General features: G+C 65.7%; 24 protein-coding genes and 1 tRNA gene. 12 read left to right on the top strand and 13 right to left on the bottom strand.

Annotated elements, in window-relative coordinates:
- Positions 1-673: 673 nt before the first annotated feature.
- A tRNA-Thr gene (locus H292_RS0105710) sits at positions 674-748 on the bottom strand.
- Between the two features lie 88 nt (positions 749-836).
- On the opposite strand from H292_RS0105710, the gene H292_RS0105705 reads away from it, so the two are divergent.
- Complete coding sequence (locus H292_RS0105705) at positions 837-2,318, top strand: threonine/serine ThrE exporter family protein (protein ID WP_019663792.1); 1,482 nt, start codon at positions 837-839, stop codon at positions 2,316-2,318.
- Here the strand turns inward: H292_RS0105705 and H292_RS0105700 are convergent.
- A complete protein-coding gene (locus H292_RS0105700; protein WP_019663793.1) occupies positions 2,315-2,569 on the bottom strand; it encodes an MbtH family protein in 255 nt (84 codons plus the stop codon). The two genes, H292_RS0105705 and H292_RS0105700, sit on opposite strands and share 4 nt — an antisense overlap.
- A gap of 89 nt (positions 2,570-2,658) precedes the next feature.
- Positions 2,659-3,468: an alpha/beta fold hydrolase gene (locus H292_RS0105695; RefSeq protein WP_020110789.1), complete on the bottom strand. Its 810-nt coding sequence runs from the start codon at positions 3,466-3,468 to the stop codon at positions 2,659-2,661.
- Between the two features lie 136 nt (positions 3,469-3,604).
- Between H292_RS0105695 and H292_RS0105690 the strand changes: the two genes are divergently transcribed.
- Genes H292_RS0105690 through H292_RS0105680 form a run of 3 tightly spaced genes read left to right on the top strand, consistent with a single transcriptional unit; the run spans position 3,605 to position 5,620 of the window.
- Positions 3,605-4,132 (top strand): hypothetical protein, encoded by a 528-nt coding sequence (locus tag H292_RS0105690; protein ID WP_020110788.1) that lies wholly within the window; start codon positions 3,605-3,607, stop codon positions 4,130-4,132.
- A gap of 33 nt (positions 4,133-4,165) precedes the next feature.
- The gene (locus H292_RS0105685) at positions 4,166-4,819 is read left to right on the top strand and encodes a hypothetical protein (protein WP_020110787.1); all 654 of its coding nucleotides are present in this window, start codon (positions 4,166-4,168) and stop codon (positions 4,817-4,819) included.
- A gap of 57 nt (positions 4,820-4,876) precedes the next feature.
- Complete coding sequence (locus H292_RS0105680; RefSeq protein WP_020110786.1) at positions 4,877-5,620, top strand: SDR family oxidoreductase; 744 nt, start codon at positions 4,877-4,879, stop codon at positions 5,618-5,620.
- A gap of 8 nt (positions 5,621-5,628) precedes the next feature.
- Here the strand turns inward: H292_RS0105680 and H292_RS0105675 are convergent, their stop codons facing one another.
- The 6 genes from H292_RS0105675 to H292_RS0105650 form a co-directional block, all read right to left on the bottom strand.
- The gene (locus H292_RS0105675; RefSeq protein WP_027498634.1) at positions 5,629-7,026 is read right to left on the bottom strand and encodes an MFS transporter; all 1,398 of its coding nucleotides are present in this window, start codon (positions 7,024-7,026) and stop codon (positions 5,629-5,631) included.
- Positions 7,027-7,190: 164 nt separating this feature from the next.
- Positions 7,191-7,820 (bottom strand): bifunctional 4-hydroxy-2-oxoglutarate aldolase/2-dehydro-3-deoxy-phosphogluconate aldolase, encoded by a 630-nt coding sequence (gene eda, locus H292_RS0105670; protein WP_020110784.1) that lies wholly within the window; start codon positions 7,818-7,820, stop codon positions 7,191-7,193.
- Complete coding sequence (locus H292_RS26840; protein WP_020110783.1) at positions 7,817-9,250, bottom strand: mannitol dehydrogenase family protein; 1,434 nt, start codon at positions 9,248-9,250, stop codon at positions 7,817-7,819. The genes eda and H292_RS26840 overlap by 4 nt, the downstream gene beginning before the upstream one ends.
- Complete coding sequence (locus H292_RS0105660) at positions 9,247-10,185, bottom strand: PfkB family carbohydrate kinase (protein WP_020110782.1); 939 nt, start codon at positions 10,183-10,185, stop codon at positions 9,247-9,249. The genes H292_RS26840 and H292_RS0105660 overlap by 4 nt, the downstream gene beginning before the upstream one ends.
- An 8-nt stretch (positions 10,186-10,193) precedes the next feature.
- Positions 10,194-11,399 (bottom strand): D-mannonate dehydratase ManD, encoded by a 1,206-nt coding sequence (gene manD / locus H292_RS0105655; RefSeq protein WP_020110781.1) that lies wholly within the window; start codon positions 11,397-11,399, stop codon positions 10,194-10,196.
- Positions 11,396-12,448: a zinc-binding dehydrogenase gene (locus H292_RS0105650; protein WP_019663803.1), complete on the bottom strand. Its 1,053-nt coding sequence runs from the start codon at positions 12,446-12,448 to the stop codon at positions 11,396-11,398. The genes manD and H292_RS0105650 overlap by 4 nt, the downstream gene beginning before the upstream one ends.
- Positions 12,449-12,575: 127 nt before the next feature.
- Between H292_RS0105650 and H292_RS0105645 the strand changes: the two genes are divergently transcribed.
- Positions 12,576-13,277, top strand: coding sequence for a GntR family transcriptional regulator (locus tag H292_RS0105645; protein WP_019663804.1), 702 nt, complete (start codon positions 12,576-12,578; stop codon positions 13,275-13,277).
- Here the strand turns inward: H292_RS0105645 and H292_RS0105640 are convergent.
- Positions 13,261-14,253, bottom strand: coding sequence for a GlxA family transcriptional regulator (locus H292_RS0105640; RefSeq protein WP_027498633.1), 993 nt, complete (start codon positions 14,251-14,253; stop codon positions 13,261-13,263). The two genes, H292_RS0105645 and H292_RS0105640, sit on opposite strands and share 17 nt — an antisense overlap.
- A 70-nt stretch (positions 14,254-14,323) precedes the next feature.
- Here H292_RS0105640 and H292_RS0105635 point away from each other — a divergent pair, with 70 nt between their 5' ends.
- A complete protein-coding gene (locus H292_RS0105635; RefSeq protein WP_020110779.1) occupies positions 14,324-15,088 on the top strand; it encodes an NAD(P)H-dependent oxidoreductase in 765 nt (254 codons plus the stop codon).
- 26 nt (positions 15,089-15,114) lie between these two features.
- Here H292_RS0105635 and H292_RS0105630 read toward each other — a convergent pair whose 3' ends face one another.
- Together H292_RS0105630 and H292_RS0105625 are read right to left on the bottom strand one after the other, a co-directional pair.
- The gene (locus H292_RS0105630; RefSeq protein ID WP_020110778.1) at positions 15,115-16,884 is read right to left on the bottom strand and encodes an ABC transporter ATP-binding protein; all 1,770 of its coding nucleotides are present in this window, start codon (positions 16,882-16,884) and stop codon (positions 15,115-15,117) included.
- Positions 16,881-18,521, bottom strand: coding sequence for an ABC transporter ATP-binding protein (locus tag H292_RS0105625; RefSeq protein ID WP_020110777.1), 1,641 nt, complete (start codon positions 18,519-18,521; stop codon positions 16,881-16,883). Before H292_RS0105625 ends, H292_RS0105630 begins: the two co-directional genes overlap by 4 nt.
- Positions 18,522-18,765: 244 nt before the next feature.
- Here H292_RS0105625 and H292_RS26835 point away from each other — a divergent pair, with 244 nt between their 5' ends.
- From H292_RS26835 to rsgA, 4 genes are all read left to right on the top strand, one after another.
- Positions 18,766-18,939: a hypothetical protein gene (locus H292_RS26835; protein WP_167336916.1), complete on the top strand. Its 174-nt coding sequence runs from the start codon at positions 18,766-18,768 to the stop codon at positions 18,937-18,939.
- Positions 18,940-18,970: 31 nt separating this feature from the next.
- Positions 18,971-20,428, top strand: a complete 1,458-nt coding sequence (locus H292_RS0105615) for an alpha,alpha-trehalose-phosphate synthase (UDP-forming) (protein ID WP_019663810.1) — start codon at positions 18,971-18,973, stop codon at positions 20,426-20,428.
- A 100-nt stretch (positions 20,429-20,528) separates the two neighbouring features.
- The gene (locus tag H292_RS0105610) at positions 20,529-21,488 is read left to right on the top strand and encodes an alpha/beta hydrolase (protein WP_019663811.1); all 960 of its coding nucleotides are present in this window, start codon (positions 20,529-20,531) and stop codon (positions 21,486-21,488) included.
- A gap of 209 nt (positions 21,489-21,697) precedes the next feature.
- Positions 21,698-22,693, top strand: coding sequence for a ribosome small subunit-dependent GTPase A (gene rsgA / locus H292_RS0105605; protein ID WP_231383768.1), 996 nt, complete (start codon positions 21,698-21,700; stop codon positions 22,691-22,693).
- Positions 22,694-23,020: 327 nt separating this feature from the next.
- Here rsgA and H292_RS0105600 read toward each other — a convergent pair whose 3' ends face one another.
- On the bottom strand, positions 23,021-23,242 hold the full coding sequence (locus H292_RS0105600) for a hypothetical protein (RefSeq protein ID WP_019663814.1): 222 nt from the start codon (positions 23,240-23,242) through the stop codon (positions 23,021-23,023).
- 253 nt (positions 23,243-23,495) lie between these two features.
- On the opposite strand from H292_RS0105600, the gene H292_RS28540 reads away from it, so the two are divergent.
- Positions 23,496-23,810, top strand: coding sequence for a glycosyltransferase family 2 protein (locus H292_RS28540; protein WP_020110775.1), 315 nt, complete (start codon positions 23,496-23,498; stop codon positions 23,808-23,810).
- A gap of 177 nt (positions 23,811-23,987) precedes the next feature.
- Positions 23,988-24,392 carry a hypothetical protein gene (locus H292_RS28535; RefSeq protein WP_020110774.1) on the top strand — a complete coding sequence of 135 codons (405 nt, stop codon included), beginning with the start codon at positions 23,988-23,990 and terminating at the stop codon, positions 24,390-24,392.
- Positions 24,393-24,394 lie beyond the last annotated feature (2 nt).

Genomic DNA, 24,394 nt, shown 5'->3' with positions numbered 1-24,394 from the left:
GACGGTGCGACACCCAGGTGTCTGGCAACCTCAGAGAACTTGCTCTCCATCTCCGAGTTGATTCGGATGAAGTCAACTGTCTTCACCTCGCTATGAAGGCGACCGTGATCGTCGGCGAGGTCTTCGAGTCGCTCCGCGTACTCCACGTCAGCTGTCCATCCAGGACCGAGTGAAGCTGGGTCCTGCTGAACTGCAGCCGTGAGGGGCTCCGGTGTTTACACACCCGAACGCACCAGGCGGCGCCGTGGCGCACCTGCAACACCTCGTTAATACCATGACCATCAGTAATGCCAGGGCTGCTGCTACCGCTGCGTTGAGCGATGGATGGTGCGGAGAATGCAACTTTATTGGCCAAGATCCAGATGCCGCCTGCAGGCGGCATCACGCTTACCGCGCACCGGCAACAGCCTGGGAGAGGCCAGCTACTGCACCTGTCAAGTTCATGGAAATCGGTCGCGAAGTCGTGCCCACCGATGTACGGACATGGTCGTGAACCACGCGCGGCCGCCACCGAGGTAAATCCGTAGAAATCCCGCTGGACTCCTATGCGCATGAACACTCGCCCAGAAGTGAGTTCTCGGTGACTTGTGACATTCTGTGACACCGAAGGCCCGATCGACAAAGATTATCGTTAGCAGAAAATAAAAAACCGCTGCTCAGCAGCGGTTTTTGGTGGAGCCTCCTAACGGGATTGAACCGTTGACCGCTCGCTTACAAGGCGAGTGCTCTACCGCTGAGCTAAGGAGGCGTTGTGCGGGGACAGCATATCCGTTCATCGAACGCACAGTCCAAACAGGTACCTTGTCGGTGGATCACCCCAGCTACAGAAAACGGACATGAGCTTTCTGCAAGACTTGACGACCTCGCTGAGTCGTCTGACCGGCGAGCGTCGCGCCACTATCGATACGCCCACTGCAGCGCCGTCACCGCTGCAGCCGATCGACCTCACCGACGACGCGGTGGTGGCGGAGGTTCTGGATCTGGCTGTTCGGGTGGGTGAGGTTCTGCTGGCGTCGGGCACGGCTGCGATGGATACGACGACTCAGGTCCAGAATGTCGCGGCTACGTATGGTCTTGCGCGCTGTGATGTCGATGTGACGTACAACTCCATCACCATCAGCGCCCATCGTGGTCCGACGCGTCCGCCGTCGACGACGATGCGCATCGTTCATTACCGTTCGATGGACTTCACGCGGCTCGCGGCTGTCGACCGGTTGATCCGCAGCATTCGGCTGAAGCTCATTCCGCCGTCGCAGGCACTGGACACGTTGGACGCGATCACCACTGCCCCGCACCCGTACAACCGGTGGACGGCGACGTTCGCGTGGGCGGGCATGGCCGCGTCCATCGGTGTGTTGCTCGGCGGCGGTGTACTGGTGGCCGTCGTGAGCTTTCTGACGACGATGGTGATCGACCGAATCGGCCGTGTCCTCAACCGGGTCGGTCTTCCGTTCTTCTTCCAGCAGGTCGTCGGCGGCTTCGTCGCGGCGACACCGGCGATCACGCTGTTCAACTTCCAGGATCAGCTGGGCGTCACGGTGTCGCCGTCGCTCGTCATCGCGGCCGGTGTGACCGTGTTGCTGTCGGGCCTGTCGTTGGTGGGCTCGGTTCAGGACGCCATCACGGGGGCGCCCATCACAGCGTCGGCCAGGTTCTTCGAGGTCTTGATGATGACGGGCGGCATCATTGCCGGCGTCGCCACGTCGTTGAAGCTGGCGGCAATCATCGGCAGCGATCTGCCGCTCATCAGCAACACCGCCCCGCCGGACATCCTCGAGGTCCCGACGAAGGTGTTGGCCGGTGCTGCGGCAGCGCTGTTCTACGCCCTGGCGTGCTACGCGGAGAAGCGTGCACTGACGGCTGCGTTCCTCGGCGGTTTCGCCGGGGCGTTGGTGTCGCTGCTGGTGCAGACCGTCGACACGGGTCCGATCATCGCCTCGGCGTTCGCTGCCACGGTCGTCGGCTTCGCCGGTGGTCTGATGGCACGTCGGGCACTGATTCCACCGCTGATCGTCGCGGTCGCGGGCATCACGCCGCTGCTGCCCGGTCTGGCGCTGTACCGAGGCCTGTACGCGATACTCAACGACCAGCTGCTGCTCGGCATCAGTTCGCTGTTCGCCGCGTTCGGCATCGGCTGCGGAATCGCCGCAGGGGTCACACTCGGTGAGTGGGGCGCTCGTACGCTCCGCCGTCCGCGCATCCTCGCGCGCACCGAAGAGCTGCTTCGCCCGACTCTTCGCCGCAAAGAAGAACCGCGCCGTCCGACTGTTCGTCGGCGACGCGGTCCTGTCGAGCTGAAGAAAAAGAAGAAGGCCTAGGCCTCGGGAGTGCCCTCGGCGGACTGACGTGCTGCAGCGTCGGCCTCCATGGCCTCACGCAGGCTGCGGGGGCGCATGTCCGTCCAGTTCTTCTCCACGTACTCCAAGCACGCTGCGCGGCTGTCCTCGCCGAAGACGACGCGCCATCCCTGCGGGACATCGGAGAAGGTCGGCCACAGCGAGTGCTGGTCTTCGTCGTTCACCAGCACGAAGAAGCGTCCGTCTTCGTCATCGAATGGATTGGTACTCATCTCGCCTCACTCGTCGCATACGTAAATAGGCAGTCTTCATGGGTGAAGTGCCCCCTGACCCTAGCAACGCACACTAGCGCAGCGGGCAGTCAGCTCTTCAAGAACTCCAGAATGACGTCGTTGACGGCGTCGGGACGCTCCAGGTAGCCGTAGTGACCAACGTCGGGGATCTCGATGTACTGCGCGTCGGGAATGGCTTTCGCGAGCTCGGCTCCGAGGAACGCGGGAATCATCCGGTCGTGCTCGAACCCGACCGACAGGCAAGGCAGATCGATCTTGCCGTACGCCGAGGTGCGGTCGAAGGAATCGTCCATGCCGATCTGGGCGCGTACCCCGGGAGTGACGGGTGCGACGGAGAATTCCAGCAGATCCAGCCAGTCCCGAGCCGTCCTCGAATCCGCCAGCGTGGTCGGAGAGAGGTTCAGCGCAGCAGTGATGGCTGCCGCGTACTTGGGTGGCAGCTGCGTCTTGGCGTCGGCCAACGCGACCTCACCCTCGCCCAGAGTGCGCTGGAACTCGTCGAGGCGAGCATGACCGGCGAGGAACACAGCCTTGCGGAGGAGCTCCGGGCGTCGGAGAGCAAGCTCCTGGGCGACCCGAGCACCCATGGACGTACCGACGACGAACGCCTTCTCGTCGCCCTCGCGCACCAGCTCGATCAGCGCGGCGGTGTCCGCGACCAGGTCGTCGATGGTGATGCCCTGCACGGACTCGAACGAGGGCGCGATGCCGCGGTTGTCGAAGAAGCACACACGGTATCCCGCCTTGACCAGCGCTGGAACCTGATGCAGATCCCACACACGACCGGGACTGCCGGTGCCCATGATCAGCACGACCAGCGGCCCGGAACCCTTGACCTGGTAATTCAGCGTTATCCCGTTCACCGTCGCGGTGGGCATGAAACTCCTCGTCTGTTGCCTTGTGCTCGCGCAGAGTTTACGGCCGACCGTGGACATGCGTCGAACGACGGGTTTCCAGCATCGGCGTTCGGGTAGTTCTCTCCCGCCCTATCGACACGACTGCACAGGAGGCACCATGACCGACGACAGTGCATCGCACGAGGCACGAAAAGGCCTGCTCGACGCCGTCAAAGGCAAGGCCAAGGAGGTCGTAGGCGCCGTGACGGGCAATGACTCGCTGACCACCGAGGGGCAGCTCCAGGCCGCACAGGCCCGTGAGAAGAAGGAAGCCAAGGCCACCGAACTGGCGGCGGAATCACAGGCAGCCGAGGCCGGCGAGGGTCTGGCCGAGGTCAAGAACAGTGCGGACGCCCAGCGAGATTCCGTCGAGGCCAGTGCTCAGGCATCCGAGGACGAGGCTCGTCGCGCTCAGCAGGCTCAGAGAATCGCTGCCGAGAAGGACAAGGACCGCGCCGTGGCCGCCGAAAGCGCCGACGCGGAGGTCGACGCTCGGGCCGAGCAGATCGAAGCCGCAGCCGACGCCCGGTCGGAGGTTGCGGACGCCGACCAGGACGAGTTGGAAGCCGTTGCCCGGTACCGGCAGGAAGCCGCCGCCGCGGACGCAGCCCGGGACGCCGCCGATCGCATTCGTCGCAATGCGTAGCCCAGCCGACATCAAGCATCAGGAGAACCGACAATGAGTGTGCTCGACATACCGCGTTCGATACTGCGTTTCCAGTATCGGATCGTTCGCATCCCGCTCGACCTGTTCGAGAGCAACGTCGTGCAGACGTGGAGTACCGAAGCCCCTGCGCGGCTCGCGTACGAGCGGGCCGTCGGAACCCTCGATCACAAGGTCGGCAAGATCCTCGGCGACGCCGACGTCCGGTCGCGCGGTCAGGACAAGGTCGATCACGCGGACCACATCGGTCTCGCGAAGAAGCTCGACGCGCAAGCCGACGCCGCGGAGACCGAGGCCAAGACCAAGCTCGAGACAGCTCGTCGCACTGCCGAGCAGGAACGTGACGCCGCAGCGAAATCTGCACGCGAGGCGGCCGAGAACGCACGGGCAGAAGCCGAGCAGCGCAAGGCCGAGGCCGAAGAAGAGGCCGACCGAAAGGCTGCGGCCCGCAAGAAGCAGGCCGACGACGCAGCGGCGGCGCGGGTGAAGGCCGCCGAGGACGCGGAGCGCAAGCAGAAGGAACAGATCGACAAGGTCGAGAAGGCCGCGTCAGCGCCTGCGGAGTCCGAGCTCGCCGACGCGGCGGAGCGTCAGGAAGAGGCCGAGGACAAGAAGGAAGAGGCAGCGCGGATCGAGAAGCTGTTCCTCGCTGAGAAGGAATCGGACTGATCACCCGGGCACGATAAATCGCTCGCTCGGCCGGCTCGATCGTCCTACGGTCAGGGCATGGGACCTCGTGTTGCAGTGGTGACCGGTGTCGGGCGGATCCGGTCGATCGGCTCCGCCCTCGCTGTCGGACTCGCCGAGGACGGGTGGGATCTGATCCTGAACTACTGGACTCCGTACGACGACCGGCTTGGATACGTCCGTGACGCCGACGACCCCGAGCGCGTGGCAGAGACCTGCCGCGCGCTCGGGGTCTCCGTGTCTCTGGCACCGGGTGATCTGAGCGATCCGTCGGTGCCCGCTCGGTTGTTCGACGCCGCTGCGCGTCCGGTGACGGGCTTGGTGATGTCGCACTGCGAATCGGAGGACAGCTCCGTCCTCACCACCGACGTGGACAGTTGGGACCGTCACTTCGCTGTGAACGCCAGGGCGACCTGGCTTCTGATCAAGGCGTTCGCCGAGCAGCTCGACGGATCCGGAGGCAGAATCGCGGCGTTGACGAGCGATCACACTGCGCACAATCTGCCCTACGGCGCGAGCAAGGGGGCGCTGGATCGCATCGTCACGGCGGCCGCTGTGGAACTGGCGGATCTGAACGTTCGAGCGAACGTGGTGAACCCGGGCCCCGTCGACACCGGATGGATGACCGAGAACATACGAGAAGCCGCCATTGCTGCAACACCTGCCGGCCGACTCGGAACCGCGGAGGACACGAGCAACCTCGTGCGTTTTCTGTTCTCCGACGCCGGTTCCTGGATCAACGGGCAGGTGCTGTACAGCAATGGCGGCTTCCGAATTACGTGAGACGGACGCTAGATGGCGTCGTCGAGCCGGACCAGGTCGCGTCCGCGAGTTTCGGGCGCGAGGTACGCGGACACCAGCGTGATTGCCGAGTAGACCACCAGCATTGCGGCGATCGGCCACCAGCTTCCGGTCACTGCCGTCAGCGTTGCTGCCATCAGCGGTCCGATGGCCGTGGCCAGGATGCCGCCGATCTCCTTGGCAAGTGCAAGCTGGGTGAATCGTGTTCTGGCACCGAACAGTTCGGCCATCGTGACGCTCTCGAGCGAGAACAGGCCGAGCACACCGATGTTGAGTGCGAGAACGACCGAGATGATCAGGGTTGCGTTGTTGCCGCTGGTCACCAGGTAGATCAACGGGAACGCCAACACCATGGTCGCGGCGCTGAGAATCATGTACATCGGGCGGCGACCGAACTTGTCACCCAGGATGCCGATGACCGGAATGGTGATGAATCCGAGCAGCGAACCGTAGACGATCGCCGTGGTGGCGATGGACTTCTCCAGCAGCAGAGTCGACGCGATGTAGCCCACCAGGAACGTCTGGATCAGACCCGAGTTGCCGGCCTGCCCGAAGCGAAGCCCGAGTGCGACGAAGAACGCACGGCCCTTGCGCTGACGCAGTCCGGACTCGAGAACGCTTTCCTTGGTTTCGGCGTCGACCTGCTCGATCTCCGCACGCGAGAGGGCGACACCGCCGACCACGTCGGCGCGATCCTCGAACACCGGGCTTTCCTTGAGGTTGGAGCGCAACCACACCGCGAAGAGCATCAGGAAGAAGCTCGCGAGGAACGGGATACGCCAGCCCCAGCTGACCAGTTGGTCGTCGGTCAGTACGACGAGCAGGATCGCCCAGATTCCCGACGCCGCAAGCGTTCCCGAGTTGGTCCCCAGCGAGACCAACGAACCGATGAGACCGCGACGCTTGTCCGGCGCGTACTCCACGAGCATGACCGTGGCGCCCGCGATCTCCGCTCCGGCGCCGAATCCCTGGATCAGGCGTAGTGCGACGAGCAGGATCGGCGCGAGGATGCCGATGGTCTGGTACGTCGGCAGCGCGCCGATCAGCGTCGTGGACGCTCCCATCATCGCGATCGTGATGAAGAGGACCTTCTTACGACCGATCCGGTCGCCCATCCGGCCGAAGTAGATGGCACCGACGAGGCGGGCGACGTAGCCGACGCCGTAGGTGGCCATGGCTGCGATCAGGCCGATCGCCGGGCTGACGTCGGGGAAGAAGACCCGGTTGAAGACGATGGCGGCGGCCAGCGAGTACAGCTGGAAGTCCATGAACTCCATTGCTGTTCCCAGCCAACCGGACACCGCGGCCTTGGTCAGGTCGCGGGTCGACCGCTTCGGCTTCTCGTCGGCCACGGCTGGGCTCGGCGCTTCGTTCGTGTCGTGAGACATCTTGTGCTCCGTTTTTGTTCAAGGCTGTCCGGTCGTCCATCGCGGTGTCAACGGAATCCGTTGCACCTACGCCCCTACTGAGACCTACGACCTGCAAGAGATGGTGAGTGGCCCGTGCCACACTGATATACAAGCACTGTTATACCAAACAGTCAACAGTGCTGTCAGACTGAGCCGCGCAGACCTGCCGCCGCGCGCGCCAGTTCGCTCACCGCAGCCCACTCCTTGGCCTGCACGAGATTTCGAGGCGTCAACCAACTTCCGCCGACACACGCGACGTTCGGCAACCGGAGGTAATCGGTGGCGTTGCTCGACGAGATTCCGCCCGTCGGGCAGAACGTCAGATGCGGAAGCGGCCCGGAGAGGGCACCGAGAGCGGCTGCACCCCCGGAGGTCGACGCCGGGAAGAACTTCAGTTCGGTGTGACCTGCGTTCGAGACATTCATCGCCTCGGTTGCCGTGGACACCCCCGGCAGCCACGGAATCGACCACCCGTGCGCAGCGTCGAGCAGGTCCGTCGGAGCGCCCGGTGACACCAGGAACCGCGCCCCGGCGTCGATCGACTTCTCCGCGTCCCGGCGTGTGAGCACCGTCCCGGCGCCGATGACGATCTCGGGCACCTCGGTCGCGATCGCTTCGATCGCAGCGAGCGCCGCCTCGGAGCGCAACGTCAACTCGATCACGTCGACGCCTCCCTCGTGCAGGGCACGCGCCAACGGAACTGCGTCGGACGCATCGTCGACGACGACGACGGGAATGACCGGGCTGATGCCCATGACCTCACGTGTGTTCATGACAGTTCTCTTTCGATGTTCGCTACGAATTCGGTGGTGACTGCGGCAGAGCCGACGAGCAGATCGGCGGCTGCTGCAACCCGGCGACCGAACGGAGAATCCGGGCCGAGGTCGGCACCGAAGATCTGCTCGACGCTCAGCAGCGCCGCTACCGCGTCGTCCTGTGTGGCGGCCCGGGACAGGACGTCCGCCATCGGGTCGTCGAGCGCGCGTCCGGCGCGTACCTCGTCGATCACGTACGCGACCCAGGACGCCACCGCCACAGCGAGCCAGGTCGTCGACGATCCACGTTCCTGGGCGTCGCGCACGGTGCCCAGTAGCCTCGGACCGAGTTTCTGGGAGCCGTCCATCGCGACCTGACGGGTGGTGTGCGGCAACGTCGGGTTGGCGAAGCGCGTGAGCACCTCGTTCGCGTACGCGTCCGAGTTCATGTCCGGATGCAACGTCGGAGCGACGTCGGACACGATCATTCTGTGCGCCAACGACTTCAGGACCGGGTCCGCCACGGCGTCGGCGATGGTCGAGTGGCCCGACCGCACCCCGAGGTACGCGAGGAGCGAGTGCGACGCATTGAGCACGCGCAGCTTCATCGTCTCCCACGGCTCGACGTCGGTCACGAACTGCACTCCGACGAGATCCCACGCCGGCCGCTCGGCGGCGAAGTGGTCCTCGATCACCCACTGCCGGAACGGCTCGCACACGACGACGGCATCGTCGCGCAGGCCCGTCTCCTCGAGCCGACGCCTGTCTTCGTCAGTCGTGGCCGGAACGATGCGGTCCACCATCGAGTTCGGGAATGACGCGGCGGAGTCGATCCAGCTCTGCAGTGCGGTCGCATCATCCCTCTGCGCAACGTAATCCCGGACGATCCCCGCGAGGAGAACCCCGTTGTGCGGTAGATTGTCGCAGCTCAGGACCGTCACGGGAGCATCGAGCTTCACTCGCAACGCGAGCCCGGCGACCAGCTGACCCACCACCGTTCCGGGAGATCGACCGGTCAGGTCGGCCACGATCTCCGGGTCGTCCACCCGGAGCCGTCCGGTCGCCGGGTCGAGCCGGTACCCCTTCTCGGTCACCGTCAGGGACACGATTCGCACGCGCGGGTCGGCAATGGCGTCGACGACGGCATCCGCGTCGTCAACGGCGCTGATCACCTCGGTGATCGACCCGACGACGGAGGCGCGGTCGATTCCCGGCCCCTTCTCCACCAGCGTGAACAGCCCGTCCTGAGGACGCAGCTGCTCGGCGACGGTAGCGCTTCGCTGCGTCACCCCGGTGATGCCCCACGACGAATCGCCGGTGAGCAGAGCTGCCTCATGGGTGAACGCCGCCTGGTGGGCACGGTGAAACGCCCCAAGCCCGAGGTGGACGATTCCACGGGACACGGGCCTCGGGACGTCGGGAGCCGTCGACGACGAGAGCCTGCTCATACGGCGAGCCGATCGCAGTGCGCACGGACCTCGTCGAGGGACGCGATCAGGCCGGTGCCGCCTCGGCCTCCGACACTGAGCGACGCCGCACTCGCAGCGAGCGCCGTGGCGTCGAGCAGGTTGTCTCCCAACGCTATCCGTGCCGTGAGGGTGCCTGCGAACACGTCGCCTGCCCCGGTCTGATCGACGACGGCCGGTGCCGGAACGGACGGCTGAAAGCGGACGTCGTCGCCGGTCACCACCGTGATGCCCTCGGACCCCTGCGTCACGGCAACAGCTTTCGCGCCCCACTCCATCAACCTGGTGGCTGCGGCCTGCGGGTCGGTGATGCCCAGAAGGTCGTCGATCTCACCGGGAGCCGACGGCACGACGACGGAGCAGTGCGGCGCGATCTCGCGGAGGAAGTTCACGGACTCGGCGGCCGTGGTGAGCCGGGGCCGGAAGTTGGGGTCGTAGACGAACGTCGACGCGTTCTTCGCGGCGAACGCCAGTGCGCGACGTGCGGAATCGGACAGTGCCGCCGTGATTCCGCTGCCCAGCACCGCCCCTGCCGCGGCGAGGACGTCGGCCGGGACGTCGGAGACGTCCAGTCCCGACCCCACGGAACCGGTGCGTGCGTAGGAGAACTGACGCTGCCCCAACGGATCGATGTGCAGGAAATACGCGCCCTGTTGGCCGTCGACACGCCTGACGTAGGTGTCGTCGATGCCGAGGGACCGGATCCGTGCACACACCGCGTCGCCCAGTTCGTCGTTGGATACTCGGGCGACCAGGGCGACGGACGCGCCTGCGGCCGCCGCTGCTGCGCCTGCGTTCACCACGTCGCCGGAGACACCGAGAACACTGGCCGTACCGTGCGCGAACGGCTGCGTCGTCGATATCTCGACGAGTGGCTCGCCGAGGAGGACGACGTCGAAAGCTGTGTTGCTGTTCATTGTTCGTCTCACCAATCGTGCATACTGCCGTCGAGGCGGCGGTTGACGGGAAGATAGCGGGGGTTGTACGGGTACTTCGCGGCGGCGGCCTCGTCGACCTCGACGCCGATGCCCGGCTTGTTGCCCGGATGCATGAAACCGTTCTCGAACGTGTAGTCGGTCTGGAAGACGTCGGACGTCGGTTCGACGTGGCCCATGTACTCCTGGACGCCGAAGTTCGGGATGGACAGGTCCACGTGCAGGGCTGCGGCGAGCGACACCGGTGAAAGATCGCCTGCGCCATGCGAACCGGACTTGACGCCGTACAGATCGGCGAGCGAGAAGATTCGACGCAGGTGCGTGATTCCGCCTGCGTGCGACACCGAGGTGCGGATGTAGTCGATCCACCGGTTGGTGATGAGGTCCTGGCAGTCCCAGATGGAATTGAAGATCTCGCCGACGGCGATCGGAGTGGTGGTGTGCTGACGGATCGTCGCGAACGCGCTCTGATCCTCGGCAGGCGTCGGATCCTCGATCCAGAACATCCGCATGTCCTCGAGGTCGCGGCCGAGACGACCCGCTTCGATGGGCGTCAGGCGGTGATGGACGTCGTGCAGCAGGTGGAACCCGAAACCGTGACGCTCACGGACGGCACCGAGCATCTCCGGGGCGAACTTCAGGTACGGCGCGGTGTCCCACGAATCCTCCTGCGGCGCAGCGTCGGACGCCGGCTCGTAGAAGCCGTTCTTCGGGATGCCGTAGGTCTTGTCCAGACCGGGGATGGCCGACTGCGCACGGACGGCCTTGTATCCCTCGTCGAGATGCCGTGCGACGTCGTCGAGCATCTCGTCGACGCTGGTGCCGCTGGCGTGCCCGTAGACCATGACGCCGTCGCGTGCGGCGCCGCCGAGGAGCTGATAGACCGGCATGTCGGCGGCTTTGCCCTTGATGTCCCACAGCGCGACGTCGACCGCCGCGATGGCCGTCATCGTCACCGGGCCGCGTCGCCAGTACGCGCCCTTGTACAGGTACTGCCAGGTGTCCTCGATGCGCTGGGCATCGCGACCGATCAGCAAGGGGCACAGATGATCACGCAGGTACGACGCCACGGCGAGTTCCCGGCCGTTGAGGGTGGCGTCACCCCATCCGACGATGCCCTCGTCGGTGGTGATCTTCAGCGTGACGTAGTTGCGCCCGGGCGCAGTGACGATGACGGTTGCGTCGATGATCTTCATCGGTTGTCCTCGGAGTTCTGTGAAGCGGTGTCGATGACGATCTTGAGTTGAGTGGGGTCGGACAGTGCAGCGTCGAGCGCTGCGGCCGACTCTTCGAGCGGGAATCTGGACGTGACCAGAACGTTCAGGTTCACGCGGCCCTGAGCGGCAAGGGAAATCGCGTGGGCGAACGCGTCGGGTCCGTAGCGGAAGCAACCCCGGATGTCGAGCTCCCACCGTTGCACCAGGCCGATCGGGAATTCGGCGTCGCCGCGTCCTGGAACGCCGACCAGGGCGAGAACGCCGGCTGGGCCGAGGGATCTGGCGGCGTCGGCGATCGCGGCGGGGTGGCCGGAACAGTCGAAGGCGACGTCGGCGAAACCTGTGTCCAACGACGTTTCTCCGGAGAGCAGCGCGACGTCGGCGCCGAGCCGGAGCGCGACGTCCAAGCGCGCCTGCGAGACGTCGGTGATCGTGACGTGCTGGGCGCCGAGCGCAATCACGGTCTGCAGCACCAGGAGCCCGATAGGCCCTGCGCCGGTGATCACGACGGTCTTGCCCAGCACCGATCCGGCCCGGGCTGCCGCCCACGCGGCCACGGCCAACGGTTCGATCAGTGCCGCGACGTCGTCGGTGACGGTGTCCGGGAGTGTGTGCGCGAAGGCGTCCGGCATCACGACCGACCCGCGGAGCAATCCGTTGTTCGGCGGGGAGCCGAAGCAGACGACGCTGGGATCGACGTTGTAACGGCCACGCAGTGCGTGCTGGGCGTGCGGTCCCGGCACGGCAGGCTCGATCGCGACGCGCTGACCGAGGCGATGGGACGGGACCCCGTCTCCGACCTCGACGATGCGGCCGAAGCCTTCGTGCCCGAGCACCGTGGGTCGGGTGAGGACGTTGGTGCCGTTCTTGCCATCGGCGTAGTAGTGGAGGTCGGATCCGCACAGACTGACACCGGCGATCTCGACGCGCACCTGACCTGGGCCGACCTCGGCGCGGTCGACGTCTTCGATTCTCAGATCGCGGCGTGCGTGCAGGATCGCAGCACGATCTCGGCCCTGGGTGTTCATCGGTGCCTCGCAGTTCGTCAGTCTTGAATACCAGCACTGCCATACTAGTGCGTAAGTGACGTGCGTCAACTTTCCTGTCCGTGCCGCGCATAGCTCACGTATCCGACCGGCCATTACTGTTGACGCGGTGAGCACCCGAAAAATCACCGCGCGCGAAGCCGCCTACAAGGAGCTGCGGCACCGAATCGTGTCGCTGAAGCTACCTCCGGGCAGCCCCCTGTCGGAGAACGAGCTGGCCGAACACCTGTCGGTGAGCCGTACTCCCGTGCGCGAATCACTGATTCTCCTCGCCGAGGAAGGCCTGGTGCAGGTCTTTCCTCAACTCGGCACGTTCGTGTCGCGGGTGGACACCGAGAAGGTCGCCGACGCGCAGTTCGTCCGGGAGGCCATCGAGATCGCGTCGTTGAAGGACGCGGTCGCCGGACGATCCGACGCGGACATCGCCGCCCTGCGTGACAACCTGGCTCAGCAGAGCGAACCAGGCCTGAGCATGGACGACTTCTTCGAACTCGACGAGAAATTCCACCAGGCGCTTCTGGCCGCCGGTGGGCACTCGGCAGCATGGCGGTCCGTCGAGTCCGCGAAAGCGCACCTCGACCGTGCCCGGCGCCTCGGCCTACGGGACACCCGCCCCATTCCTGAGCTCATCGCCCAGCACACCGCCATCGCCGACGCTGTCGAGCAGGCAGATTTCGCTGCCGCGGAGCGCGCGATGCGTGATCACCTGCGCGCAGTGTTCGACGACGTCGAGCGGATCAAGGAAGCAAGTCCACACCTGTTCTCGGACAGTAACGAACGGCCCACCCGACGAGTCATCGCGAGCTGGTGACGCCGGCCCACGTCGCGCGGTAGGCCCTGGGCGAGACTCCGATGTCGGCCATCAGCTGCTGCCGCAGGGACGTGGCGGTACCGAAACCGGCCTCGGCCGCGACACGGTCGATGGTGTGATCGGTGTTCTCGAGCAGTTCCTTGGCGCGCTGCACACGTTGCTGTGCAATCCATTTGGCCGGAGATACACCCACTTCCGCGGTGAATCGACGCGTGAACGTACGGACGCTCATGGACACCGACGACGCCAACACCTCGTTGGACAACGGCTCGTGCAGCCTCTCCAGCGCCCACTCCTGCGCCGCAGCAATCGAACTGGCCGTGGAGCGGCGAACGGGCGGCGCGACGTACTGAGCCTGACCGCCGCTCCGATGCGGCGGTACCACCGTTCCCCGCGCAACCCGGTTCGCGACAGCCGAGCCGAAATCGCACCGAATCATGTACAGGCACAGATCGATACCCGACGCCTCCCCCGCCGCCGTCAGTACGTCGCCGTCGTGGGTGTACAGGACATTCGGTTCGAGCCGGACCTGGGGATACAACGCCCGGAACTGCTCCGCCGACGCCCAGTGCGTCGTTGCGCGTCGGCCGTCGAGCAGACCCGCAGCGGCCAGAACGAACGCACCCGTACAGATGGACGCGATCCGAGTCCCGGGCCGAATCCGCTGGAACAGTGCGGTGTCCGAGACGGGATCGTCGCCGTAGTCCAGATCCGACGCAGGAACGATCACCGTGTCGGCATCGGCAACAGCCTCCAACCCGCGCTCCACCACGATGCTCACGTCCGAATCCGTGCGCACCGGACCGGGCGTCGCGGTACACGTCACCACCGAGTACAGCGGCTCACCGTCCTCGGACCTCGCCTGGCCGAACAATCGATGGACCGAGCCGAATTCCATCCCCAACAGTCCGTCACGGACGACGACGACCACCCGATGCGGTTCTCGGGTGGTGTCACGATCTCGACGTGTACGCATGGCCGAATTCTTTCACATGTTGTCCGGTAGGCCACTGGTTCGGCCGATCGGCTGGTGACAGGCTCAGGACATGAACATTCTTTGGGTTTCCGCGCATCCCGACCCTCGCTCGCTCAACGGATCGTTGCGTGACTCGGCGCTGAAGTGGCTCGCCGGGGCGGGTCACACCGCCATGGAGTCCGACCTGTACCGCATGGGGTGGAATCCGGTGGTGACCGCGGAGGACTATGCACACGATCCGGCACACCGACTGCACGTGGCCACTGCGTCGTCGACCGCTCTCGCAGGCGGGACGATAGCCGCCGACATCGCCGCCGAGCAGGACAAGGTGCGCCGAGCCGATGCCGTCGTACTGCAGTTTCCGCTGTGGTGGTTCTCGATGCCCGCCATCATGAAAGGCTGGGTGGACCGCGTGTTCGTCGAGGGCTTCGGATACGGAATTCGCAAGGCGGACGGTGGAACTCGCCGCTACGGCGACGGTCTGTTGGCGGGCACCCGAGCACTGATCGTCACCAGTATGGGCGGCAGTGAACACACGGTGTCGCCGCGCGGTATCAACGGCTCACTGGACGAACTGCTGTTCCCCATTCAGCACGGATTCTTCTGGTACACAGGCATGTCCGTGCTACCACCGGTGCTGATTCCCAGCGCCGACCGAATGACCGACGACGGTTACGCCGCGGCCGAGACGCACCTGCAGGCCCGGCTGGCCACACTGTTCTCCGACCGGCCGATCCCGTACCGCACCCAGAACGGCGGTGAGTACGACGCGAACTTCGTCCTGGACGACACCCATGCCCCCGGCGAATCGGGCCTGCGAGTTCACACCCGCTGAGCTGCACCGAATTCCGAAAGGACCTGCTACCTGCCGCTCACCGGCGTGGTGCCCTCCCACGCCGCCCAGAGCTCTGCGTAACGGCCGCCGGCGGCGACGAGTTCGTCGTGGCCGCCCTCCTCGAGGATCCGCCCGTGTTCCAGCACGACCACACGATCGGCGGCGGCGGCCTGCGTCAGGCGGTGCGCGACGACGAGCGTGCTGCGGCCACGGGTCGCTGCCTGCGCAGCGGCCTCGAGATCGCGCGCACCGGAGCTGCCTGCCTCGGCGGTCGCCTCGTCCAAGACTGCGACGGCAGGATCGGCCAACACGAGCCTCGCCAACGCAAGCTGCTGCGACTGCGCCGCCGTCAGCTCGTGGCCGCCCTCTCCGACCTGGGTGTCGACGCCGTCGGCGAGCGCGTCGACCCACGCGCCTGCGCCGACGGTCGTCAGCGCCGCGTGGATCTCGTCGCGGGTGGCATCGGGAGCAGCCAACTGCAGATCCTCGGCAAGAGTGCCGGAGAAGACGTGCACCTCCTGGCTGACGATCGCGATGTGGCGACGCAGACCGTCGGCGCCGAGGTCGTCCAGGCTCGCACCGCCGATGCGCACCTGCCCGTCCGTCGCGTCGATGGACCCGGCCGCGATGGCTGCGATGGTCGACTTGCCTGCACCCGTGGAACCCACCAGCGCAACGGTTTCCCCGGCACGGACCGTGAGGTCGATGCCGTGCAGCACCTCGTTCCCACCGTCGTACGAGTGACGCAGCCCGGTGACCTCGAGGGTGGCGTCGGCGGGCACCACGCCGGTGCCGCGTGACCGCTGATCCGGGATGTCCATGACGCCGACGAGTCGGGCGAGAGACGCTCCCGCCGACTGCACGTCGTCGAACGAGAACATCAGCATGCCGATGGGATTGAACAGCCGATGGAACAGCAACGCCGCGGCGGTGACCTGACCGACGGTGACGTGGCCGTCCTGGACGAACAGGAAGCCCGCCGCGAGGATGACCGAGAGGCCGACGCATTCGGCGCGATTGCTGCGCGAACCGAATCGCGTGAAGAGGCGAAACACCGTGATGCCGATGTCCCGTGCCTTGCCCGACGCCTTGTCGATCTCGCCCAGGTGCGATTCCTCGAGTCCGTAGGCCCGAACGGTGCGGGCGCCCTGCATGCTGGAGATCAAGGCCTGCGACCGTTCGCCCATGGCGACGCGTTCGGCGGCGTACAGCGGCGCGGACCTGGGTAGGTACCAGCGCAGCGCGAGCACGTACATCGGAATGGCGACCATTCCTGCGAGTCCGAGTCGCCAGTCGAGGCTGAGCATGGCCACGACACTGAGGGTCACCAGCAGCAGAGCGGACACGATGTTGGGGATCACTTCGCCGATGGACTTCGCCATGACGGCCACGTCGTCGCCGACACGAGAGAGCAGGTCTCCCTTGCCGACTCGCTCCAGAGTTCCGACGGGAAGGTGCAGTGCGCGACCGAGCACGCGTTCCCGCAGCGACGCCAGGATGCCCTCGCCGAGCTTGCTGATCAGGTACGAACTCCACGCGGTGAACACGCCACCGACCACGGCGGCGACGGTGATGATCGCGACGACGGAGACGATGGTCGACGTCGGTGCACCGTCGGTGACCCGGTCGACCAGCACGCCGAACACGTAGACCGGCACGAGCGACATCGCCGCTGCGACAGCGGAGATCAGCAACGTGACAGCCCCGAGTCCGCGGCGCCCCTTCAGTTCGCCGCGCAGGAACGCCCACGATCGTCGGCCCGTCGCGATGGGCAGCAGTTCGGGTGTCGTGGTCATCGCAGCACCGTGTCCTTGTAGCGGTCGTCGTGGGCGGCGAGTTCGTGGTGCGTTCCCTCGGCGACGACCCGTCCGTCGTCGACGACGATCACCCGGTGAGTGACCGCGAGCAGCGCGGGACTCGTCGTGATCAGCACCGTGGTCTGGGCCTGGTCACCGTCGTGGCGCAGTTCCTTGATGCCGGCGGCGATGGCATGTTCGGTGACTGCGTCGACGGCGGTCGTCGGGTCGTGCAACACCAGCACCGGAGCGGATACCGACAGTGCGCGGGCCAGCGCGACGCGCTGACGCTGACCACCGGACAACGAGGCACCCCGGTCGGTCACGGCGTGATCGAGTCCGGTCTCGTGCAGCGCCACCACGTCCTCGACAGCCGAGGCCGCCAGGACCGGCGCCAGCTCGTCGTCGGCGCGTGCGGCTCCGGCGGTGATGTTGGACCGCACCGTCCCGGCGAACAGGTCCGTGTTGTGCGGCTCCACCAGCACCGTGCGGCGAACCTCCGTCAGACCGAGCGTGTCGACGACGGCACCGCCGATGGTGACGTCGCCGACGTAGTCGTCGGACGCGACCTGACCGGACAGCACGGCAGCCAGCGCCTCCCCGTCCTGCGCGCGCAGAGCGACGACTCCCAGCAGCTCACCCGGAGCGACCGACATCTCCAGACCGTCCAACGACCGATATCCGACGCCGTGGACACCCAGATTCGTCGACGACGGTGCGTCCGAGCCACCCTCGGGAAGTACGTGGTCGGCGCCGAGAACGAGGGCGAGCCGGTCCGCGGAACCACGCACCATCGCCGCGACGCCCGGCAGCCTCGACATCGTCGTCAACGGCTCGATCAGAAATTGCGACAACCCGACGACGGTGATCAACTCGCCCACCGAGATTCGGCCCTGCAGCGCGAAGAACCCGGCGGTACCGGCGATGCCGACCGACAGAAGCGCGGTGACCGTCGTCGAGAATCCGAGGTAGACGCTGTTGGCCTTCGCCATCTTCATCGTCGCGCCCAGTGCCGTACGGCTCGACGCGTGGAACCGCGCCGCTGCAGCGTTCTCGGCGCCGATGCCGCGCAGCGGTCGAACGCCACTGACCAGATCGGTGGCCATTCCGGAGACACGAGCGACCTCGGCCTGCTGCGTCGTCGCGGTCCGCGTGAGCAGCGGCGCTGCGCGCTGGAGCAGATACATGATGACGGGAGTGCCCACCAGCACGGCGATTCCCAACGGAATGTCCACGATCAGCAACGCCACCGCGCACACGACCGTCGCGGCGATGGCAGCCACCGTCCGCGCGATGACGTCGAGAATCCAGGACGTCTTCTCCGCGTCGGATGTGGACACCGTCAGCAGTTCACCGGACACCAGATCGGTGCGAACACCGCGCGGATCGAGTACCCGACCAGCGACCTCGACGCGCATCATGTGCGCCTCACGTTCGATCGCGACGACGATGATCCGCGCCCCGAACCGGTACGCGAACGACAGCACCACGAACAGCCCGGCCAGGCCGAACAGTGAGACGATCATCGCCCGGCCGTCACCGGTGTCGATCGCGCGGCCGACGATCAAGCCGATCGCGACGGGCACCATGGTCTCGCAGAACTGGTGCACGCAGAAGAACAGTGACGAAATGATCATCCGGGCCCGTTGACGTACGACGGTTCGCCGAAGAATCGCACTGCCCGTGACAGGAGTGGAGCCCGCGGAACGACCCAGGGGGCCAGCAGTGGAGCCTGCGGGAGAAAAACGCATTGCCTGATGCTATTTCATTCCGGGGGTCCGTCGGGACGCTCGCTCGCGGCGCAAAGTGGCGAGAGAGCACCGCATTCTCATAGAGTCGGGGCGCACCATATTCGAGCAGCCACAGAAGATGGAGAACACCATGGCCGCCAAGACCACCACCGACACCGACATCGCCGACGAGGACCTGGAGCCGTTGGCAGACGAGACCGCCAGCCAGGCGCAACGCGTCGTCGCCGCCTATGCGACGGACGCCGACGAGTGCCGCATGCTTTTGTCGATGTTGGGTATCGATCCCACAGCGAAGGTCGACTGACCTACCCCGGTTTCGAGAAGATTGGACAGTAGTGGCTGACGCCTCGCAGGGCTCGGATTTTGTGGTCGTAGCCAACAGGCTGCCCGTCGACCTGGAGAAACTCCCCGACGGCAGCACGCGATGGAAGCGCAGCCCCGGCGGACTCGTCACGGCTCTCGAACCGATCCTGCGCGCCAACAAGGGCGCATGGGTTGGATGGCCTGGGGTCCCCGACGTCGACGTCGAGCCGTTCGTCGAGGACGAGCTCGAACTGTGCCCGGTCGCCTTGACCGAGCAGGAAGTCGCCGACTACTACGAAGGCTTCTCCAACGCCACCTTGTGGCCGCTCTACCACGATGTCATCGTCAAGCCGGTGTACGACCGCTCCTGGTGGAACGCGTACGTCGAGATCAATCGCCGCTTCGCCGAGACCACGTCCGCGGCGGCTGCGCAGGGCGCGACCGTCTGGATTCAGGACTACCAACTCCAGCTCGTCCCGAAGATGCTGCGGATGCTGCGGCCGGACCTCACGATCGGCTTCTTTCTGCACATCCCGTTCCCTCCGGTCGAGTTGTTCATGCAGATGCCGTGGCGCACGGAGATCGTCGAAGGCCTCCTCGGGGCAGACCTCATCGGATTCCACCTCGCGGGCGGCGCCCAGAACTTCCTCTACCTCGCCCGACGCCTCGCCGGCCAGGTCACCTCACGTGGCACCGTCGGCGTCCGGTCACGGCTCGGTTCGGTGCAGGTCGGGTTCCGTACCGTCCGCGTCGGCGCGTTCCCGATCTCGATCGACTCCGGCGACCTCGACGAGAAGTCCCGCTCGAAGGCTGTCCGTGATCGCGCGAAGCAGATCCGCAAGGAGCTGGGCAACCCGAAGCGCATCATGCTCGGTGTCGACCGCCTCGACTACACCAAAGGTATCGACGTCCGGCTGAACGCATTCCGTGAACTGCTCGAAGAGCACCGCATAGACCCGGTGGACAACGTCATCATTCAGCTCGCCACCCCGAGCCGTGAACGCGTCGAGAGCTACAAGGCGATGCGCGGTGAAATCGAACAACAGGTCGGCCGTATCAACGGCGAGTACGGCCAGGTGGGCCACCCGGTACTGCACTACCTGCACCGTCCGATCCCCCGCGACGATCTCATCGCGTACTTCGTGGCCGCGGACGTCATGCTCGTCACTCCGCTGCGCGACGGCATGAACCTCGTCGCCAAGGAGTACGTCGCCAGCCGCAGCGATCTGGGTGGCGCCCTGGTTCTCAGCGAATTCACCGGTGCCGCAGCCGAACTGCGTCAGGCGTACCTGTGCAACCCGCACGACCTCGACAGCGTCAAGGACGCCATCGTCTCCGCGCTGGAACAGCCGGCGGAAGAAGGTCGACGCCACATGCGGGCGATGCGGCGCCAGGTCCTCGCGCACGACGTCGACCGCTGGGCGCGGGCGTTCCTCAATGCACTGTCGAACCCGCAGCAGGAGGGCACGCTCCCCACCCGGTCGCAGTAGAACACGTTTCTGTTTCCCGTGACCGGCGGGAGCACGCCTGACCTCGGTTCATGGCCGAATCAACGAGAACACGTTCCAACCGGTGCTAGCGTGCGTATCCATGACCCATACGCTCACCTGGCACGACGACATCAGCCGCCAAGCCCGCGTTCTGTCCTGCGCGATGCGCCTGACGTTGAAGCCGACGTTCTCGCTGTGGCCGTTGACCGACGGTGGCATCAAGGCCATCGGTCAGCTCGACCGTGCCGTCGACAGGTTGCCCAAACCCAAGCGTGTGACCATCGAACAGGTTCGATTGGGCGGCGTCCCGTGCGAGAAGACGACGCACCCCAAGACCGCGACCGGATCACTCGACGGCGCGTCCGTGCTCTACTTCCACGGCGGCGGATTCGTGTTCTGCGGCCTCGCCACGCACCGAAGTGCGTGCGCGACGATTGCAGCTCGCGCAGGGGTCCCCGTCTACTCCGTCGAGTACCGACAGATCCCCTACGGCGGCATCGGAACATCGATCGCCGACGCCATGGCGTCCTACCGCGCCGCGCTGGAAACCGTCGCCGATCCCAGCAAGATCATCGTCGCCGGCGACTCGGCGGGTGGATACCTGGCGATGAAAGTCGCCGAACTGGCCGTACTCGACGGTCTCACCCCGCCCGCGGCGGTCCTCGGGTTCTCTCCACTGCTGAACCTCGACCTGAAGAGCCATCCGAAGGAGTTCATGAAGAAGGACGCCTACCTTCCGATGAAGCAGGTCATCGCGTTGGAGGATCGGTGGCTGAACGGGCCCGACGCCATCGCCGGCTCACCGTCGCCGATCGACGTCGACCCGGCGATCTTCCCGCCGGTGTTCCTGTCCACCGCGCAGTACGAGTTGATGCGTCCCGACGTCGAAGCGATGACGGCCTCGCTCGCGGCAGCAGGCAGAACCGTCGAGACGCACGTCTGGAAGGGCCAGGTTCATGCGTTCCCGGTGATGGCGGGCGCCCTGCCCGAGGCACGCGTCCTCCTCGATCTCGCCGTCGCGTTCGCCGCTCGCGTGCTGGCCGACCCGTCTCCGCAGTGAGCACCGTTAAATCGATGGCGTAGCCCAGTTCTGCTCTGATACTTTCCATCCACCCGAGCATTCGAGGCGAGACGAGAGGAGGAGAAACCATGGTCATTCGGCGTACGGCCGTGCCCACGGCCTCCTCCTCCCCCATCATCGGCTGACCCGGGCACCGGGTCGGCCCTTCGAAAGGCTCACCCGTGTCCTCACCGACCACACTGTCCCACTTGGGTTTCGACACCTACTGGCACCAGCGATTCCACGAGAACAGCTCACCCGGAGAACCCGGGCGCGTCACCGCGGTCTACCGCGGGTCCAGCGACATCGCCACCGAACACGGAACGCTGCGCGCCCACACCGGACACCTCGACGTGTGCACCGGCGACTGGGTACGCATCCACACCCAGCCGACGGGCGGGGCCGTACTCACGACAGTCCTACCCCGCCGCACAGCCATCGTCCGAGCATCGGCAGGCACGACGTCCCACACTCAGACCCTCGCCGCCAACGTCGACACCGTCGTCGTGACCGTCGCCGCCGACACCGAACTCGACCTCGGCCGCGTCGAACGATACGTCGCCCTCGCATGGGACAGCGGCGCAACACCACTGGTCGTACTCACCAAGTGCGACGCCGGCGATTCCAACCGAGTCACCGACCTGAAGGCGTCGTCACCCGGCGTGACCGTACTCGCGATCAGCTCCCGCACCGGTGATGGAATAGCCTGCCTTACCGACCATCTCGGCGGAACCAATGCCCTGATCGGACCGTCCGGATCGGGAAAGTCGACGTTGGCGAACACGCTCGTCGGCCAGGAAGTCCTGAGCACAGGCGATGTACGCGAAGCCGACGGCAAAGGGCGTCACGTGACGGTTCGACGCGAACTCGTGCCGCTTCCCACCGTCGGAATGACGGTGATCGACACTCCCGGACTTCGCTCCGTCGGCCTCGTCGCGTCGGAAGAGGGCCTACAGCAGACCTTCTCGGACATCGAGGACGCGTCGGCGCGATGCAGATTTCGCGATTGCACTCATAGCAGCGAACCCGGATGCGCAGTACAGGAGAGTATCGACCCCCGGCGGATCGCCAACTACCACCGCCTGGAACGCGAGAATCACTGGGCCACAACGCGACACGACGCCCGCGCCAATGGGCAGAGGCTCGCCGAGGCCAAACAGCTCGCCAAGCTCCAGCGGCGCATGTACAAGTCACGTGGCCGATGACGCATTCATCACGCCCCTCGTTCAATCCACCATATTGATGAGCAAAGGTAATGTTTCGCGCATCCGCCGAGGCCATTACTCGCAGTTAACTCGCGGGCAATACGCCGCCCATAGATTCTTGTCAGCTCAAAAGAGCAGCGTCGCAAGGCGAATCACAGAAAAGAGGAATCACATGGGACTCGTAGCCGGCCTGATCGCAGTCGTCGGAGATACTCTTCACCTGCTGCTCGGCGGACTGTAGAACGACCCACTTCCCGCCAGTGACCTGAGTGGGTAAGCCACGAGGACGCGGCCGTCGGGGACGCGTCTCTCCTGTTTCGCCGACCTTCAGTCGAAGAGGGTAGGCGAATCCGGCTCGTCCACGACGGGCTTCGCAGCCTCCGAGGGTGACGCTTTCCGAACCACGGACAGCGTGGTCGTGCGGACCGACAGTCGATGACCGGCATGATGCTCGAGAAGTGCCAGACCCTGACGGATTTCCAGCACCTTCCACGGTCCGGCGTGCCCGGTCGCCTGAACCAGGTCGCCCACTGCGATCTCGGAAGCCACTGCTCGTCTCCTCTGGTAGTCACGTGCTGTCGGACCGACGTCCGGCCCAGCCTAGCTGCCGGCCCGATGAGCGTGTCATCGAGCATGACTTCACCCCGTCCAATCCCGTCGATCCGACCGGTCGACCGCCGTCGACGGACAAAACGAACTCGACCTCGACAAAACACCCATGTATCAGCGAACTCACCCGAATACTCTGATACACAATACTTTTCGATTCGACTCCACACCTCGTCACCGATAATCTCCCAGTGTGTCGACTCCCACGCTCCCCGCCGAAACCTTGTCGGTCGTGATCCCGGCCCACAACGAAGAGGCCTACATCGGCCCCTGCCTCGACGCATTGGTCGCGCAGGGTGACGACATCCACGAGATCATCGTCGTGGACAACAACTCCACCGACCGCACCGCCGCTGTCGTCGAGGCCTACGCCGACGCCCACCCCAAGATCACGCTCCTGCCGGAGCGCGCACCCGGCGTCGCGCACGCACGCAATGCCGGATTTCGCGCGGCCCGCGGCGACGTCCTGGGCCGCGTCGACGCCGACACCCGCGTCACACCGGGATAGGCCCGGGCCGTTCTGAACTACCTGTCTGCGGACGGAGCACACGTCGGCGGTGTCACCGGACTCAATCAGCCGTACGATTCGCCGGTCCGTGGCCTCAAAGCGTGGTGGTTCGGTCGGCACCTGAGGAAGGGCGCGATCGGAGGCGGTCGCCTGGTCACCAACCTGCACGGCGCCAACATGGCAATCCGCAAGTCCGCGTGGCACCGCGTCGAACCGATGGTCAGCACCGACGCCGAACTTCACGAAGATCTCGATCTGGCCCTGTGCCTGACCGCCGTGGACGTCAAGCTGGCTCAGCTGTCCGACATGAATGTCGACGTGTCGCCCCGCCGCGCCCTCACTCCGCCGTCGAAATTCGGTGAGTACATCGAATGCGGTATCAGGACGTTCGAGCGGCACGGGGTCATGACTCCCGAGCGACGCAAGGCACTCCGGTTGCACTGGTGGTGGCACATTCTCGTGTTCGCCGTGTATCGGCCGTACGACCCGGCCAAGGGTCGGTACTCCGTGCGTCGCTTGTTCTCGCCCGCGCCGCCGCGGGTGTTGCCGGTCGGCACGAACACCGCGCCGCACGTCGGCTGACG

Source organism: Rhodococcus sp. 114MFTsu3.1 (assembly GCF_000383555.1).
Taxonomy (GTDB): domain Bacteria; phylum Actinomycetota; class Actinomycetes; order Mycobacteriales; family Mycobacteriaceae; genus Rhodococcoides; species Rhodococcoides fascians_E.
This window is presented reverse-complemented; position numbering and strand designations above follow the sequence as displayed.